This window comes from Chryseobacterium populi, assembly GCF_000282115.1.
Classification (GTDB): Bacteria; Bacteroidota; Bacteroidia; order Flavobacteriales; family Weeksellaceae; genus Chryseobacterium; species Chryseobacterium populi.
Genome location: NZ_AKJY01000087.1, coordinates 1 through 16,006, shown reverse-complemented (window position 1 = coordinate 16,006; position 16,006 = coordinate 1). Strand labels below are relative to the sequence as shown.

Annotated in this window: 16 protein-coding genes; 8 read left to right on the top strand and 8 right to left on the bottom strand. The window is 37.4% G+C overall.

The window, feature by feature from the left end; all coding sequences use genetic code 11:
• Positions 1-116: 116 nt before the first annotated feature.
• The gene (locus tag PMI13_RS17105; protein WP_007846063.1) at positions 117-2,549 is read right to left on the bottom strand and encodes an alpha-ketoacid dehydrogenase subunit alpha/beta; all 2,433 of its coding nucleotides are present in this window, start codon (positions 2,547-2,549) and stop codon (positions 117-119) included.
• A 138-nt stretch (positions 2,550-2,687) separates the two neighbouring features.
• Here PMI13_RS17105 and PMI13_RS17100 point away from each other — a divergent pair, with 138 nt between their 5' ends.
• From PMI13_RS17100 to PMI13_RS17090, 3 genes are all read left to right on the top strand, one after another.
• The gene (locus tag PMI13_RS17100; protein WP_034670792.1) at positions 2,688-2,981 is read left to right on the top strand and encodes a hypothetical protein; all 294 of its coding nucleotides are present in this window, start codon (positions 2,688-2,690) and stop codon (positions 2,979-2,981) included.
• 83 nt (positions 2,982-3,064) lie between these two features.
• Positions 3,065-3,232, top strand: a complete 168-nt coding sequence (locus tag PMI13_RS17095) for a hypothetical protein (RefSeq protein WP_156104500.1) — start codon at positions 3,065-3,067, stop codon at positions 3,230-3,232.
• A 32-nt stretch (positions 3,233-3,264) separates the two neighbouring features.
• Positions 3,265-3,858: a hypothetical protein gene (locus tag PMI13_RS17090; protein WP_034670784.1), complete on the top strand. Its 594-nt coding sequence runs from the start codon at positions 3,265-3,267 to the stop codon at positions 3,856-3,858.
• 54 nt (positions 3,859-3,912) lie between these two features.
• On the opposite strand, the gene PMI13_RS17085 is transcribed toward PMI13_RS17090, so the two are convergent.
• The 5 genes from PMI13_RS17085 to queA form a co-directional block, all read right to left on the bottom strand.
• Positions 3,913-4,890, bottom strand: a complete 978-nt coding sequence (locus PMI13_RS17085) for a polyprenyl synthetase family protein (protein WP_007846055.1) — start codon at positions 4,888-4,890, stop codon at positions 3,913-3,915.
• Between the two features lie 72 nt (positions 4,891-4,962).
• Complete coding sequence (locus tag PMI13_RS17080; protein WP_007846054.1) at positions 4,963-5,841, bottom strand: hypothetical protein; 879 nt, start codon at positions 5,839-5,841, stop codon at positions 4,963-4,965.
• A 193-nt stretch (positions 5,842-6,034) separates the two neighbouring features.
• Entirely contained in the window at positions 6,035-6,970 is a 936-nt protein-coding gene (locus tag PMI13_RS17075) for a sterol desaturase family protein (protein WP_007846053.1), read from the bottom strand.
• Between the two features lie 73 nt (positions 6,971-7,043).
• Positions 7,044-8,078: a 23S rRNA (adenine(2503)-C(2))-methyltransferase RlmN gene (gene rlmN / locus PMI13_RS17070; protein WP_007846052.1), complete on the bottom strand. Its 1,035-nt coding sequence runs from the start codon at positions 8,076-8,078 to the stop codon at positions 7,044-7,046.
• 111 nt (positions 8,079-8,189) lie between these two features.
• Positions 8,190-9,239: a tRNA preQ1(34) S-adenosylmethionine ribosyltransferase-isomerase QueA gene (gene queA, locus PMI13_RS17065; protein WP_007846050.1), complete on the bottom strand. Its 1,050-nt coding sequence runs from the start codon at positions 9,237-9,239 to the stop codon at positions 8,190-8,192.
• A gap of 179 nt (positions 9,240-9,418) precedes the next feature.
• On the opposite strand from queA, the gene PMI13_RS17060 reads away from it, so the two are divergent.
• The 5 genes from PMI13_RS17060 to PMI13_RS17040 all read left to right on the top strand — a co-directional run bounded on the left by PMI13_RS17060 (position 9,419) and on the right by PMI13_RS17040 (position 14,627).
• A complete protein-coding gene (locus PMI13_RS17060; protein WP_007846048.1) occupies positions 9,419-10,111 on the top strand; it encodes an AIM24 family protein in 693 nt (230 codons plus the stop codon).
• A 40-nt stretch (positions 10,112-10,151) separates the two neighbouring features.
• Positions 10,152-11,225: a serine hydrolase domain-containing protein gene (locus PMI13_RS17055; RefSeq protein WP_007846047.1), complete on the top strand. Its 1,074-nt coding sequence runs from the start codon at positions 10,152-10,154 to the stop codon at positions 11,223-11,225.
• A gap of 81 nt (positions 11,226-11,306) precedes the next feature.
• Positions 11,307-12,698 (top strand): Gfo/Idh/MocA family protein, encoded by a 1,392-nt coding sequence (locus PMI13_RS17050; RefSeq protein ID WP_007846046.1) that lies wholly within the window; start codon positions 11,307-11,309, stop codon positions 12,696-12,698.
• Positions 12,688-13,596 carry a nucleotidyltransferase family protein gene (locus PMI13_RS17045; RefSeq protein ID WP_007846045.1) on the top strand — a complete coding sequence of 303 codons (909 nt, stop codon included), beginning with the start codon at positions 12,688-12,690 and terminating at the stop codon, positions 13,594-13,596. The genes PMI13_RS17050 and PMI13_RS17045 overlap by 11 nt, the downstream gene beginning before the upstream one ends.
• Positions 13,587-14,627, top strand: coding sequence for a phosphotransferase enzyme family protein (locus PMI13_RS17040; RefSeq protein ID WP_007846044.1), 1,041 nt, complete (start codon positions 13,587-13,589; stop codon positions 14,625-14,627). Before PMI13_RS17045 ends, PMI13_RS17040 begins: the two co-directional genes overlap by 10 nt.
• 5 nt (positions 14,628-14,632) lie before the next feature.
• Here the strand turns inward: PMI13_RS17040 and PMI13_RS17035 are convergent, their stop codons facing one another.
• On the bottom strand, positions 14,633-15,313 hold the full coding sequence (locus PMI13_RS17035; RefSeq protein WP_007846042.1) for a hypothetical protein: 681 nt from the start codon (positions 15,311-15,313) through the stop codon (positions 14,633-14,635).
• On the bottom strand, positions 15,310-15,798 hold the full coding sequence (locus tag PMI13_RS17030) for a DNA-deoxyinosine glycosylase (RefSeq protein WP_007846039.1): 489 nt from the start codon (positions 15,796-15,798) through the stop codon (positions 15,310-15,312). Before PMI13_RS17030 ends, PMI13_RS17035 begins: the two co-directional genes overlap by 4 nt.
• Positions 15,799-16,006: the final 208 nt, after the last annotated feature.

Genomic DNA, 16,006 nt, shown 5'->3' with positions numbered 1-16,006 from the left:
TCCATAAGAGTGACTGTTTTTATGATTTTGTAGTCAACCTTTTTCAGGACGAGACAAACATAAAAAAACCCGCTTCCGGAAATCCGGAAGCGGGTTTTATTTATTTCTATCCTTATTTAAAATATCGCAGGATATTTCTGAGGATTGGTTTCATTGAACATCGCGTAGATTTTTTCAACCATATCATCTGCAGACGGCTTGCTGAAGTAATCCCCATCACTTGCATAAGCCGGACGGTGATCGTTCGCAGCGATCGTCAGAGGATCTGAATCCAGATATCTGAACGCTTTCTGTTTTTCTAAAATCTGCTGTAAGATAAACGCTGAAGTTCCGCCCTCCACATCTTCGTCGATTACAACCAATCTGTTTGTTTTCTTAACGCTTTCAGCAATCTCATTCGTCAAATCGAAAGGAATTAAAGACTGAACATCTATAACTTCCGCAGAAATTCCAAGTTTTTCCAGTTCTTCTGCCGCTTCCATTACAATTCTCCAGGTTGAACCGTATGTTACCAGGGTAACATCTTTTCCTTCTTTAGTTACTTCAATTTTACCTACAGGAACTGTGAACTCACCTAAGTTATCAGGCTGTTTTTCTTTTAATCTATATCCGTTTAAGCATTCCACGATTACGGCAGGGTCATCACTCTGAAGCATTGTATTATAGAATCCGGCTGCTTTGGTAAGGTTTCTCGGAACCAATACCAAAATCCCTTTTGAAAGATTCAGAATTCCGGCCATCGGAGATCCTGAATGCCATACGCCTTCTAATCTGTGGCCTCTGGTTCTGATAATTACCGGAGCTTTCTGGCCCCCTTTTGTTCTGTACTGTACGGTAGCAAGATCATCGCTCATTCCCTGCAAGCAATACAGGATATAATCCAAGTACTGGATTTCAGCAATCGGTCTCAAACCTCTCATTGCCATACCGATTCCCTGCCCAAGGATTGTCGCTTCACGGATTCCTGTATCAGCAACACGAATGTCACCGTACTTTTCCTGCATACCTTCTAATCCCTGGTTAACGTCACCTATATTTCCTGCATCTTCACCAAACACTAGAGTTTCAGGGTATTTTTCAAATATTTTATCAAAATTATTTCTTACCACTACTCTTCCGTCCACATCTTCAGAACTGTCTGAATAAACAGGTTTGATTTCTTTTACATTTTCAGCTTTCCATTGGGACTGAGAATATAAATGGGATGAATAATTATCTTTTTCTACTTCAAAAATTTCGTTGTATTTCTGCATCAATTGATTTCTTTCAGCAGAATGAATTCCTCTCGTAGCCAGCAAAGATTTTCTTACCAAATGGAAAATATCTTTCTTGGCTTTAGAAACTAATTTATTAAACTGAGCAATATAGATTTCAATCTCAGCATTCTGACTCTTAAGGTTTTCTACTAAAGGAAGTATAGACTGAGTAAGATCGGTAATTGTTCTCTGATAGTTTTCCCAGGCTGTTTTTTGTCCTGCTTTTACTGTTTTCTTCGCTTCCTCATCAATAGCGTCCAGCTCTTCTATTGTTGCAATGATTTCCTCTTTTCCTTCAATTTCTATTAAATAGTTTAAAATCCATTCTCTGAATTTTACCAGTCCGTCAAAATCAGCTTCCCAGCTAAGACGTTCTTCATTTTTATATCTTTCGTGAGAACCTGAAGTTGAATGCCCCTGAGGTTGGGTAACTTCAATTACATGTACTACTACAGGAACGCTTTCTGTTCTTGCAAAATGTTCGGCTTTTGCATAAGCATCCAGCAATGAAGCATAATCCCATGCTTTCACCTGAATAATTTCACAACCCTGGTTTTCACCTTCTTTTCTCTGGAAACCACTCAACATTTCAGCTATATCCGCTTTTGCTCTCTGATTTTTGGTAGGAACAGAAATTCCGTATCCGTCGTCCCAGATAGAAACAATCATTGGAACCTGAAGTGCGCATGCCGCATTCAGAGTTTCCCAGAAATGCCCTTCTGCGGTAGATGCATCCCCGATGGTTCCGAAAGCAATTTCGTTACCCCCGTTTGAGAATTTTTCAGAACCTTCAAATTTTACACTTTTATAAACCTTGGATGCCTGGGCCAATCCTAATAATCTTGGCATCTGACCTGCAGTGGGGGAAATATCGGAAGAAATATTTTTCTGATCCATCAGGTTTTTCCAACTGCCGTCTTTATTTAAACTTCTTGTTGCGAAATGGCCGTTCATTTGTCTTCCTGCTGATGCCGGCTCTCGTTCAACACTGGTATCAGCATATAGCTGTGCAAAAAAACTTTCAACTGTTAAGGCATTTATGGCTAGTGAAAAAGTCTGGTCCCTATAATATCCTGAACGGAAGTCTCCATTTCTGAAAACCTTCGCCATAGCCAACTGAGGAAGTTCTTTACCGTCCCCAAAAATCCCGAACTTAGCTTTTCCTGTCAATACTTCCCTTCTTCCCAAATAAGACATTTCACGAGAAATACGTCCTAAGGTATAATCTTCAAGTATCTGATTTTTAAAATCTTGAAAAGAAATTTGCTGTGTTTCAATATAGGTTGTCTGCATAGCTAAATATAAAAGTTTTTATGTCTTCAAGTATTTTGCTAATATACACTTTTTAAATTAATTTTAATTTTTATTAATCTTTTTTAAAAATTTGATAATAAAAAAAATTGTGCTTTATTTTGAATAAATTTGTAAATGATGGAAAAAAAATCACCCCATATTCTTAATGCATCGAGCAATCTTTTAGGTTTTTCACTGATTATAATCACCTCATTGAAAATCACTAAAATCAGTCAGAATACCTATTTAGACGAATTTGCAGGTCTTTCATGCCTTCTTTTTGCCTGCAGCTGCTTCTTTTCATTCTTAGCCATACGTACTCAAAATGAAAAGCGGGAAAACAGATTTGAAACTATTGCGGATTATTTATTTTTAATTGCTTTATTTTGCATTGTTTTAGCAGTACTTATTGTAACGATAAAGATTATTTAACAGAATATCATTAATTAATTTTATTTAATCTGAATAAATAAAATTAATTTCATAAGTTTATGTCACTAAAAAACGAAACCATTATGAAAAATCAACTTATTCTTTTATTTACTTTAATATCTTTTGCAATATATGCACAGATAGGTATCAATACCAACAATCCTCAAACTACTTTGCATGTGGATGGAGCCAAAGACAATGCGACAAGGGGACCCCTACAGCAACTCAACAGGCTAATGATGCTGTTGTAACTTCGACTGGAAATATTGGCATAGGGACAATAGTGCCAACAGAAAAACTTGATGTTGCTTCAGGTAGCATGCGCATTCGTGAAATAAATTCTAATGTAGGAATCGGGGGTATCGATAGAAATGTAGTTGCAGATGCAAATGGTGTTTTGAAAACAATTGATTTTAATGCTTATGGTTTATTTCATGCTCGTTTAGCAGGAGATCAAGTTTTTTCAAGCCCTGGAAATATTATGACTTTGCTATTTAATAGCCCTCTTTCAACTTCACCTTATTATTCATATAATACAAGCACAGGAACTTTAACTTTTAACCAGGCTGGTAACTATTTAGTTACTCTTCAAGCAGGCTTTGCAAATATGGCCGCTGCGGGAACTCAATTGACTTTAGGTGTCAGACCCGTTCCTGATGCCAGTTATTTAGCAAGAGGTACTCATTATGCGGCAGTCGCTCCAGCCAGCGCTACTATCGGTGAATTAATGAGTTATACAACTCTTATCATTGTCCCTGCTTCAGGTTACCAGGTTCGCTTTACTACTACATCTAGTGGTACTTTTACTGTGTTAGCAACAGAATCCGGAGGAACAGGCTCGGGTAATGTCACCAATGTCACCATACAAAAAATTTAACCTTAAAAATAAAATCGAGATCATAAAAAGATCTCGATTTTATTATTTCTTGTTTCAAAATTTTCTTTCAATTACATAATCAAGCATATTATGCAATGATTTCCTTGCCTCAGAATCGGGAAAATCATTCAGAATATCTTTGGCTTTCTGCTGGAAATCTTTCATCACTTTAACAGCATATTCCAGTCCTCCTGAACTTTTAACAAAAGCAATCAGTTCTTTCACCCTTTTCTGATCATTATTATATCGTCTGATGGTATTAAAATAATGTTTCCGGTCGGCTTCGTTTGCTGCTTTTAGGGTATGAATCAAAGGCAGGGTCATTTTCTGCTCTTTAATATCAATTCCTACGGGTTTTCCAATAACGTTTGAACTTAAATAATCGAAAAGGTCATCTTTAATCTGAAATGCCATCCCGGTATACGTTCCGAAGTCCATCATTTTTTTTGCCAGTGTTTCATCAGCGTTATTTGATAAAACACCAATTTCACAGCAGGCAGCAATCAGAGTGGCTGTTTTCTGACGGATAATTTCATAGTAAACCTCTTCGGTAATATCTAATTTCCTGGCTTTTTCCAGCTGAAGAAGCTCTCCTTCAGACATTTCCCTGATGGTTCTGGAAATTACCGCAAGCAGATCATAATCTTTATGGTCAGTAGATAATAAAACCGATTTTGATAACAGATAATCTCCTACCAAAACCGCAATTTTATTCTTCCATAAAGCATTAATAGAGAAAAAATTACGTCTTTTAAAACTTTCATCCACCACATCATCATGAACCAAAGTAGCGGTGTGAATCAGCTCAATCATAGAAGCACCACGATAGGTCTTTTCATTTACCTCTCCTATCAGCTTTGCACAAAGAAATACAAACATAGGACGCATCTGTTTTCCTTTAGTTGTAACGATAAAACGAGTTACTTTATCTAATAAAGGGACTTTACTCTGCATTGATTCATAAAACTTCTGTTCAAAAAGTTTCATTTCCTCATTGATCGGTTGCTTGATTTCTTCTACGATATTCGCCACAATCTGTGAATGATGGATAAATAATTATTAATTCTCACAAAGATAATTTTTTTCAGTCAATTTTAAGAGAAATTAATCTTCCAGTTTTTCTTTTGGAACGAAATACAAACTCTGCTTTGCACCTCCCAGCGGAGAATTGAATTTTTCACCTGAAATATACACTCCTTTTTCGTCTGCTGCTACCCCTTCAATCTGCCCTAATGACAAAGAACTTCCTAAATAATAATGTTTTGGTCTTTCCTTAAAAAAAATACCGGGTTCTGTTTCTGTAAAAACATCTAAAAAGACTTCCGTTTTCTTTGTATATCCCACCAGATAAAGCTTTCCTTCAAAATATGATGCATCCGTAACTACAAAACCTGTTTTATATGCTTCTGTTTTTTCAGCGATCTGCTGATCTGAAATTTCAGGATTAACGGTATAATGAGTAACCGATTTTGAGGCCCATTCTTTGGTGAAAATATGCAGCTTCCCGTTGAGATAAATCATGGCTTCTGCATCAAAATCCGTTTTTAAATTTTTCGGGCTGAAATCTGTCTGGCCGGGATAATAATATGAAATCGTTTTTATGGTATCATTATTCAGGGTATTGTTGTGGAAAGAAATTTTATAAATCTCAAGGTCCTGTCTTGTTCCGCTGTTATTTCCGATATCTCCGATATAGAAATATTTTCCGTCATTCGCTAAAGCTTCCCAGTCTTTATTTTTCACAAAAACATTCATAGCTTTTATAATCTCTCCTGAGGTTTTATCAATTTCAAAAAGTTCCGGAGCATTCCCGCTATCGTTGAAGCTATACAATTTTCCGTTAAAAAAATTTAACCCGGAAGATTCTTTCAGCCGGTCGCCAAGATCATTGATTTTATATTTTTTAATTTTAAGAAAAACAGGCTGCTGAGAAAATACAGACTGAAAAATAATAAACGCTAAAAGCAGGAAAACCTTTTTCATGGAGTAAAAATAAAATTTTCTTTTTTAACATAAGCTGCATAAGTGTTTTAAAAACATCAGATTTCAGGGTGAGTACTTTTTTAACCACAAATTTACACAGATCTTATCTAAGATTCATAACGAGTAAAATATCCCGTCACTTCGGGTATCGCAGAGAAATGAAGCGTATCAAGAAGTCTCCCCAGTTTTTGTATTAAACCAAACCGCCCGGTTTCTGTTGTTTCCCAGCCTGTTTTTCCAGATGCTCTCTTTGATATTGGCGCACGGTTTTTCCGGAACCATCATGCCTCCATCCCGGGGAATTAAAAAGATAATTGATCCTGTCTGAAAATTTCAGTCCGGGTTGACTGAGATCTTTCCAGATTTTCCTCCATTCGTAGAGTAAGACCGTATCAGGCCTGTTGTCGGGCATTTTCGGATAAATCCCATATTTTACGGGGACATTGGGATCTTCTTTTTCAAATGTTCCGAATAGTTTATCCCAGATGATCAGACACATTCCCATATTCCTGTCGAGATATTTGATATTGCAGGCATGGTGAACACGGTGATGGGAAGGCGTTACCAGAATATATTCTAAAATTCCCATAGTTTTTACTGTCTGGGTATGAACCCATGTACCATAGACCTGTCCTAATGCATAAACTACCATAATATGCCATGGACTGAAGCCTAAAAAAGCCAGTGGTGAAAAATACAGATACCTGTAAAGAGGCTGTAATACCGGACTTCTGAAACCTGTTGTCAGATTAAAGTATTCCGAATTATGATGGGTGATATGTACTGCCCAGAAAGCTCTTGAATGGTGGTCTACATAATGAAGGACATAGTAAGCAAAATCAGTAATGATAAAACAGATCAGCCAGTACCAGAGGGTAAAATCCCAGGAGAAAATCCGGTGATTGTAAAAGAAAAACATAACTCCCATCGCAAAAACCTTCATCATAAGATCTAAACCGAAGTTCAGCAATGCCAGATAGATGCTTGTTGCCACATCTTTTCCATTATACAGCTTAGCCTCAGAAATGTGGCTATAGATCATTTCAGCTAATATAACAGTAGTATGAAAAGGAATTGCCCAGGCATAAACATTCTCTAATCCGTCCTCACCTAAAAAGTAATCCGTCATTACTTATCAATTTACTCAAAGATAGGATTTTAAGAAATCTTTAAGAATATTTTTTGTTTTTTTTAATAAAATTTTAATCTGCTGTTTTGTTGGCAAGCTGACCGCAGGCTGCATCAATATCCCCACCCCTGCTTTTACGGATCATAACGGTGATTCCTGCATTTTCAAGCTGGCGGACATAGTTTTCCTCTGCCTGTTTGTTGCACTGATCGTATTTTCCGTCCCCGATCGGGTTGTACTGAATTAAATTAACTTTTGACGGAACCTGTTTACAATATTTAATTAAGGCTTTAATATCTTCATCGCCATCGTTAATGCCTTTCCAGACACAATATTCGAATGTGATGACAGAGCCTGTTTTTTTGTACCAGTACTGAAGGGCTTCCATAATATCCGTCAACGGAAACTTATCCGAGAATGGCATAATTTCGTTACGCTTGGATTCGATCGCTGAGTGAAGAGACAGGGCAAGCTTCACACGCAGCTCGTCATCAGCAAGCATTTTAATCATCTTTGGAATCCCGGATGTGGAAACGGTAATTCTTCTCGGAGACATTCCCAGACCTTCAGGCTGGGTAATTTTACGGATGGCTTCCACTACGTTTTTGTAATTCATCATCGGCTCTCCCATTCCCATAAAAACGATATTGGTAAGAGGCCTGTCAAAATACATTTTGCTCTGGCTGTCAATTAAAGCAACCTGGTCTACAATTTCGGCAACTTCAAGATTCCGCATTCGTTTTAATCTTGCCGTCGCACAGAATTCGCAGTTGAGTGAGCATCCGACCTGTGATGAAACACAAGCCGTTGTTCTGGTTTCTGTAGGGATAAGCACTGATTCTACCAATAATCCGTCGTGAAGTTTTACTCCGTTTTTAATGGTTCCGTCCGAGCTTTTCTGAAGAAGATCCACAGAAACAGGATTAATGGTATATTCTTCGGAAATTTTCTCACGGAGAGATTTCGAAAGATTCGTCATTTCATCAATCGAATGGAGGTTTTTACTCCATAACCAGTCATAAACCTGTTTCGCACGAAACGGCTTTTCGCCTAAAGTCAGAAAATAGTCTTTAAGCTGGTCTAATGATAATGTACGGATATCTTTCATTGTTGTAAAAAGTACAAAGTAAAATGTACAAAGTAATATGTCTGAAGTATTTTTTAAATTTTAACAGCTAAAAAATACATTATACCTTGTACATTTTACATGATACATAGCTTATAAAATTAACATGGCATCACCGTAAGAATAGAATTTATACTTTTCTTTTACGGCTTCTTCATACGCATGCATTACAAAATCTCTTCCTGCAAACGCCGCAATCATCATCAATAAAGTAGATTTTGGAGTGTGGAAGTTAGTGATCATTGAATTGGCAACTCCGAAATCGTGAGGCGGATAAATGAATTTATTCGTCCAACCGTTGAATGCAGAGATTTTTTTGTTTGATGAAACTGAAGTTTCCAATGCTCTCATGGTAGTGGTTCCTACTGCACAAACTCTTCTGTGTGCATCTACCGCTCTGTTGATAATGTCAGCATTTTTCTCATCGATGATGATTTCTTCAGATTCCATTTTATGCTTAGAAAGATCTTCTACTTCAATCGGGTTGAAAGTTCCCAAACCAACGTGAAGCGTTACCTCAGCAAAGTCGATTCCCTTAATTTCCAATCTCTTCATCAGATGTCTTGAGAAGTGCAGACCGGCAGTTGGAGCAGCTACAGCACCTTCAATTTTAGCATAAATGGTCTGATATCTTTCAGCATCTTCCGGCTCTACTGCTCTTTTGATATATTTCGGAAGCGGAGTTTCCCCCAATTCTTTTAATTTAGTTCTGAATTCTTCGTAAGAACCGTCAAACAGGAATCTCAAGGTTCTACCTCTTGAAGTTGTGTTATCGATCACTTCAGCTACCAAAGACTCATCTTCAGTAAAGAATAATTTATTACCAATTCTGATTTTTCTTGCCGGATCTACCAGAACATCCCAAACACGGGTTTCTTTATCAAGCTCTCTTAAAAGGAAAACTTCGATTTTAGCCCCTGTTTTTTCTTTATTTCCATACAAACGTGCAGGGAAAACCTTGGTATTATTGAAAATAAATAAATCATGCTCATCAAAATAATCTACTACATCTTTGAATAATTTGTGCTCGATAGTTTCTGTTTTTCTATCAAGAACCATTAATCTGGCTTCGTCTCTGTGCTCTGATGGGTGTTCTGCTAGTAATTCTGCAGGAAGATCAAAATTAAAATCTGATGTTTTCATTTTTTAAATTACGGTTTAAAAATTTAATACAATTACAAGGTGTAATTTTCGAGGTGCAAATATACGACATTGAATACCCCTTTGTCAAGTATTATTTAACAAAGACTTTAAATGGTTAAAAATTACCAGCCTCACGCATTCAAAAAAAATGTAATTTGGCGGTTTAAAAACAATTACATATGAGCAAATATTCATTAGAAGCATTCGTCAATGAAACCAGGGAGAATCCACAGGAAAGAGATTATTTTGAGCTTGAAAAGCCCCAGCTTCTGGAAATTAATCTAAACAACCAGTCTGTATGGACCAAGAGGGGAAGTATGGTAGGCTACGTTGGGAACATCAACTTTGAAAGACAGGGAATGATGTCCGGCGGCTTGGGAAATCTCTTAAAAAAAGCAATCAGTGGCGAAGGATCTAGGCTGATGAAAGCTGAAGGAACCGGAAAATTATATGTTGCTGATTCCGGGAAAAAGGTTCGTATTCTTTATTTAAACAATGAAACGGTATGTGTCAATGGGAATGATGTTTTGGCCCATGAGCAGAGTATCAAAAGCGATATTACCATGCTGAAAAGTATTGCAGGGGTCATGTCGGGCGGATTGTTCCAGGTGAAGCTTTCAGGAACAGGACATATTGCGGTTACAACCCATGGAGATCCTTTGACGTTGATGGTAACTCCGGACAGTCCGGTTTTCACAGATCCCAATGCTACGGTAGCATGGTCCGGAAACCTGAGCCCGGAATTAAAAACCAATGTATCTTTCAAAAGTCTGATCGGAAGAGGAAGCGGAGAAGAATTTCAGATGAAATTTTCAGGAAACGGATGGGTATTGATTCAGCCTTATGAAGAGGTATATACGATTGAAAAATAATCCTGCCTATAAGCATCCAGTTTTTAAAACGTACATATCCATGAAAAACATAATAGCAGGGCTGTTGTTAATGGCCATGCCTATAGCTCATGCGCAAATACAAAAGGTTGAAAAAGTCATTGATTCCTGTGTAAAAAAAGACAATTTCAATGGAGCGGTATTAATGGCCAAAAACGGCCATATAGAATTACTTACCTACAAAGGTTTGGCCAACAGGCATTATGACATTAACTTTTCTGATGAAACCCGGTTTCATATTTTTTCCCTTACCAAAACTTTCACTGCTGTACTGATCATGCAACTGTATGAGAGAGGAAAAATAAATTTAGATGCTCCCATCTCAACATACTATCCGGAGTACAAAGGAGAAGCCGCAAAGAAAGCGACAATAAGAAACCTTCTCACCTACAGCAGCGGAAGGGAAAATAAAGATATAGATTCACCGGAACATATTCATCAGGCTTATGATAATACCATCTGGGATCTGGACGCTTTCATCACCAGTTTTCTATCCGGAAAACTGGTTGACAAACCGGGAACAAAATTCAGCTATAACAACGGAGATTATATACTGCTCGGAAAAATAATTGAAAAAATGTACAACAAACCTTATGAAAAGGTGCTTCAGGAGCAGATCTTAAAGCCTCTGAAAATGCAGAATACCGGATTTCTGCATCATAATGACATCATCAAAAATCTGGACGAGGGATATACCGCAGACGAATCTGATCCTTTTGCCCTGCATATGCCAACGAATGCCTACATCGATAATCTGTATTCAGCAGGAGCAATGTATTCTACTCCTAAAGATTTACTGATTTTTGATCAGGCTATATTCAATCATACCCTGATTAAAAAGGCAACTCTGGATACCATGCTTACCCCCAATAAAAATCTTGAGGATACCGCATTGGGATTCTGGGTTTACCCTAAAAAATTCGGATCTGTCAATACTTTATTTGTTGAACGTCAGGGAGAAGGATACGGACACAGTGCCAACTGGGTACATTTGGCTGATAAAGGGATCACCCTGATTATTCTATCCAATACCAAAGACATCAAATACCTGAATACAATGAGGGGAAGAATCCTTAATGCTTATTATGGGCAGTAAGAAGAGAAAATTAATTTTAACACAAGAGAAATTACCTCTCCTCCCGATATTTTAATATCTTTAAAATAAAAAACCTCATCTATGGATAATTCCCGCAGAAATTTCATTAAAACAACGGCATTGGCTACTTTCGGAACTCTTGTTTTGCCGCATTCTTTATTCGCTTATTCTGACAACTTCAGACTGGATAAAAAAGTCCGGGTAGGATGTATCGGGGTTGGCCTCCGCGGGCAGGAGCATGTAAGATTACTGGCTAAACGGGATGATGTGGAAATTGTCGCATTTGCAGATCCGAGTAAAACAATGCTCTCGGCTTCCCAAAAGATTTTAAAGGATAATAATAAGCCTGTTGCCAGGGAATTTTCCAATGGAGATTATGATTACCGGAATTTATTACAGCTGAAAAATATAGACGCCGTAGTAATTGCTACCCCCTGGGAATGGCATCTTACGCAAGGTGTGGAGGCCATGCGTGCCCGGAAGATTGTAGGGATGGAAGTTTCCGGAGCGATACAGCTTGGCGACTGCCGGGAGTTTGTAAAGGTATATGAGGAAACCAAAGTCCCCATTTTCATGATGGAAAATGTATGCTACCGAAGAGATATTATGGCGATACTCCATATGGTACGTAAGGGAATGTTTGGTGAACTGGTGCATGGAAGAGGCGGTTATCAGCACGATCTTCGCGGGGTTTTATTCAATGACGGAATTACACCCTACAATTCTGGCGTTGAGTTTGGTGAAAAAGGATTCAGTGAAGCAAAATGGAGAACCGGACATTATGTAAAAAGAAACGGTGAACTTTATCCTACCCACGGGCTTGGGCCGGTTGCTGTCATGATGGACATCAACCGCGGAAACAGATTAACGAGATTATCTTCATTTTCATCGAAATCACTTGGTCTGCACAAATATATTGTGGAGCATCCGAAAGGTGGAGAAAACCACCCGAATGCCAAAGTAAAATTCAACCAGGGAGATATTGTAACGACTCAGATTGCCTGCGCCAATGGGGAAACCATACTTCTAACCCATGACACCAGCCTGCAGAGGCCTTATGATCTGGGATTCAGGGTACAGGGAACAGATGGGCTGTGGCAGGATTTCGGTTCGGGAGGGCCGAGCCAGGGACATATTTATTTTGAAAAAATAATGAATCATACCCACAAATGGGATAATACTGAGAAATGGCTGGGTGAATATGACCATCCTATGTGGAAGAAATTTGAAGGACAGGCCACAGGAGCCGGCCATGGCGGAATGGATTTCTTCGTAATGAATACCTTTATTGAATGTATCAAACGAAATATCGAATTCCCGATGGATGTTTATGATCTGGCAACCTGGTATTCCATTACGCCACTCAGCGAAAAATCAATTGCTAAAGGTGGGGAAGTAGTTGATATTCCTGATTTCACCAACGGACAATGGAAAGACCGTAAACCTGTATTTGGGATGACAGATGAGTTCTAAGAAAACGCTTCTCATATTAGCAGGCGGTTTAGGAAGCAGGTATAAAGGCCTTAAGCAGATAGACGGAATAACAGACAACGGCTCACCCATTATGGAATATTCTATCTATGATGCTTTAGAAGCCGGCTTTAATAAAATAGTCATTGTCATCAACAGATTTATCCCGGAAAATTATAAAGACCGCTTAGAAAATATTTCAAGGAATAATAATTTTGAACTGCAATGGGTCTATCAGGAAATGAATAGGTATGTTCCTGAGAATTTTGATCATTCAGAACGGCAGAAGCCCTGGGGAACGGCACATGCCGTACTTTGTGCCAGAGAATTTATCCGTGAGCCTTTTGTGATGATCAATGCGGATGACTTTTACGGAAAAGAAATCTATCAGCTGGCTTCAAAAGAAATAGATCTTCACCATATTTCAGATTCACAATTTGAGCTGATCGGATATCCTCTTTATACAACCTTAAGTGATAACGGAACGGTTGCCAGAGGGATCTGCTCTTTAGACCCGGAAAATTATCTCATCCATATAGAGGAACAAACCTCGATCCGGAAGGAAAATAACCTGATTGTTTATACTGAAAATGGGAAAGATATTGAAGCAGATCCTGATACTCTGATTTCTATGAATTATTTTGTTTTCCATCCTGTGATCTTTAATTCATTAGAGGTTTATTTCAGAAGTTTTATTTCGTCAAATCCTCTGCCTCATCAGGAATTCTATATTCCGTCTGTGATACAGAAAATGATTAATGAAAGAAAAATAAAGGTGCTGGTAAAAACTTCACCTTCTCAATGGATCGGAATGACGTATTCCGGAGATAAAAATATGCTGAAAAATTATCTTGAAACCGCGACCCAACTCAAAAGATATCCGAAAGATTTATGGAATTAGATCCTGTCATCCGAAAGTTTATTGATACCGGAAATTATACGGTCAGCCCCATTACCAATGGACTGATCAATACAACTTATTGTGTAGAAAACAAAGACAGCCGGGAGAAATTTATTCTTCAGAAAATCAATGAAAATGTTTTTAAAAAACCTGAAAACATCATCAATAACCATCTCAGGATCAATACTATTCTCAGATCCTGCGAGTATCAACTCCGGATCACAGAGCCAATACCATCTCTGTCAGAAGAATTTTTAATAAGGGATGAAAACGGAGCTCCATGGCGGATGTTGAGCTTCATGGAAAACAGTATTACTTTTATCACAGTCCCTTCCGTACAAACTGCTTTTGAAGCGGCGAAAACTTTCAGTTATTTTCTCGCCCTTGTCAATACTGAAAAGCTTCCCGACATTGAAGATACCCTGCCCGATTTCATCAATTTTGAAAAAAGAATTACAGATTATCAACATTCATTAAAACACGCCGCTCCACAATTCATGGAAAATGCCAGAACAGAGATAGAAATAGCCAACCGGCTTCTGAATCTGCCTGACCGGTGGATTGAAATGGAAAAAACAGGCCAGCTTCCCAAAAGAGTTATTCATGCCGATGCTAAAATCAGTAACCTCCTTTTTGATGAAAATCATCAGCCACTTGCCGTCATTGATCTTGATACCGTGATGATCTCTACCCTTCTCTATGATTTCGGAACCATGATTCAGTCATATACCAATACCACGGATGAAGATGACGGAAAAGCAAAAAATAATTTCAATGCTGAAATTTACCATGCTGTAAAAGAAGGGTTTCTCTTTCATTTAAAAGAAAAACTCAGTCTGGAAGAAGCTGACAACCTTGATTATGCTGCACAGACAGCAATTTACATCCAGGCTTTACGCTTTCTGACTGACTATTTGGACGGAAGCATTTATTATTCCACTAAATATCCTGGCCATAATTTAGACCGGACTAAAAACCAGCTGGAACTTTTAAAGGGATTGAATGGGTATTTGGAAAGTAATAAAATTTGAGATTTTTATTCTTCAAATTCAGACCAGTTTTCAAATTCTCTCATAACTAATTTTTCCGGTATTTTTAAAATCAGATTTGTCTTCTGAATTTTTGTTACTGCCATATCAAAAAAATATCCGTTGGAATATTCTAAATGCATTTTCTTGATGATATATTTGGAATCTGGATCTAAGAGTTCAGCCAATTTTTCTTCTATTTCATCACATCTCCCATAATCTGCATGTATATTTAAATAGTTAAAATCCGACTTTTCCAGATTAACTAAAGCCGTGAATTTTTTCTTTTTCTTTTTTTCGTCTTTGAAAACAATAATTTCATAACGTAGAGAATCTACTTTAGTAATTTTAAAAACATTCGCTTTGTTGGATTCATTAATTTTTTTTCTTTTCTCAAAATCACTGGAATGCGTATATTCAAAAGAAAGCATATTATTCTTCTGATCGACTTTGAAAGAATGCCTTAATTCTTTTCCTTCTTCAAAAATATAAGCTCTTGTTTTATTGTTAAAGCTTACCAAATCTAAAATAAATTTATTTTTAGAATCATAAAAAGAATTACTTATCCACTGTTCTTTTTCAGGCTTAGTCCGGTTTGATACTTCTTCTATAAAGTAATCGAAATGGTATTCCTGAGAAAAGAGATTCGCGAAAATTAAGCAAAGTAATAATAGTATCAGTTTTTTCATAAATGTATTTCTATTTTCTTCCACTCTTCCAGTTTCTTTTCAAAGGAGATTGTGTGAAGCGGGCTTGTTGATGGCAATAAAAATACAGGAAGCTGATCATTCTTTCCTAAAATTTTCTGCAGGTTTTTATAAGATTTACCACCGTTACAGAAAATAACTTTAATATTGGGATATTCCTCCAGCAATTCTGCAATCTGACTGGCTTCTTCATTTTTAATTTCAGAATCAAGGCTTCCTTTTCTTTCGCAGGAATCGATGACATCCCACACAGCAATATGATATTTCTTTAACATATTAATTCTTTCTGCATACTCTTCAGTAAATTCTTCATTGAACAATTCAAAAATAATGGGCCAGAATTTATTTTGCGGATGGGCATAATATTGCTGTTTTTCAAGAGACTTTACTCCGGGAATCGAGCCTAAAATTAAAATCCGGGAAGTATGGTCTATAAGCGGTGGAAATGAGGAAATCCTGTTTTGCATGGCTCAAATATATAAATTTTGGATAAACAAACTGCAAATTAGATTTAAATGCAAAGGGCGTAAAGAATTTTTACAGAATGGCTGTATATTTAAGAGCACAAAGGTGTTAACACTTAGCAAGGGAAGACTATTCTATTTTACAGTCTTGCGGGTCGGGATGATGTCGTGGATAATAATTCACTTAAATAATTTGTGTGATCCCGTGATC

Coding starts and splice junctions, on each gene's coding strand:
- PMI13_RS17040 (WP_007846044.1), top strand. CDS start 13,587: ATGGAATTAGATCCTGTCATCCGAAAGTTTATTGATACCGGAAATTAT.
- PMI13_RS17045 (WP_007846045.1), top strand. CDS start 12,688: ATGAGTTCTAAGAAAACGCTTCTCATATTAGCAGGCGGTTTAGGAAGC.
- PMI13_RS17105 (WP_007846063.1), bottom strand. CDS start 2,549: ATGCAGACAACCTATATTGAAACACAGCAAATTTCTTTTCAAGATTTT.
- rlmN (WP_007846052.1), bottom strand. CDS start 8,078: ATGAAAGATATCCGTACATTATCATTAGACCAGCTTAAAGACTATTTT.
- PMI13_RS17035 (WP_007846042.1), bottom strand. CDS start 15,313: ATGAAAAAACTGATACTATTATTACTTTGCTTAATTTTCGCGAATCTC.
- PMI13_RS17060 (WP_007846048.1), top strand. CDS start 9,419: ATGAGCAAATATTCATTAGAAGCATTCGTCAATGAAACCAGGGAGAAT.
- PMI13_RS17055 (WP_007846047.1), top strand. CDS start 10,152: ATGAAAAACATAATAGCAGGGCTGTTGTTAATGGCCATGCCTATAGCT.
- PMI13_RS17050 (WP_007846046.1), top strand. CDS start 11,307: ATGGATAATTCCCGCAGAAATTTCATTAAAACAACGGCATTGGCTACT.
- PMI13_RS17100 (WP_034670792.1), top strand. CDS start 2,688: ATGGAAAAAAAATCACCCCATATTCTTAATGCATCGAGCAATCTTTTA.
- PMI13_RS17080 (WP_007846054.1), bottom strand. CDS start 5,841: ATGAAAAAGGTTTTCCTGCTTTTAGCGTTTATTATTTTTCAGTCTGTA.
- PMI13_RS17030 (WP_007846039.1), bottom strand. CDS start 15,798: ATGCAAAACAGGATTTCCTCATTTCCACCGCTTATAGACCATACTTCC.
- PMI13_RS17075 (WP_007846053.1), bottom strand. CDS start 6,970: ATGACGGATTACTTTTTAGGTGAGGACGGATTAGAGAATGTTTATGCC.
- PMI13_RS17095 (WP_156104500.1), top strand. CDS start 3,065: ATGAAAAATCAACTTATTCTTTTATTTACTTTAATATCTTTTGCAATA.
- queA (WP_007846050.1), bottom strand. CDS start 9,239: ATGAAAACATCAGATTTTAATTTTGATCTTCCTGCAGAATTACTAGCA.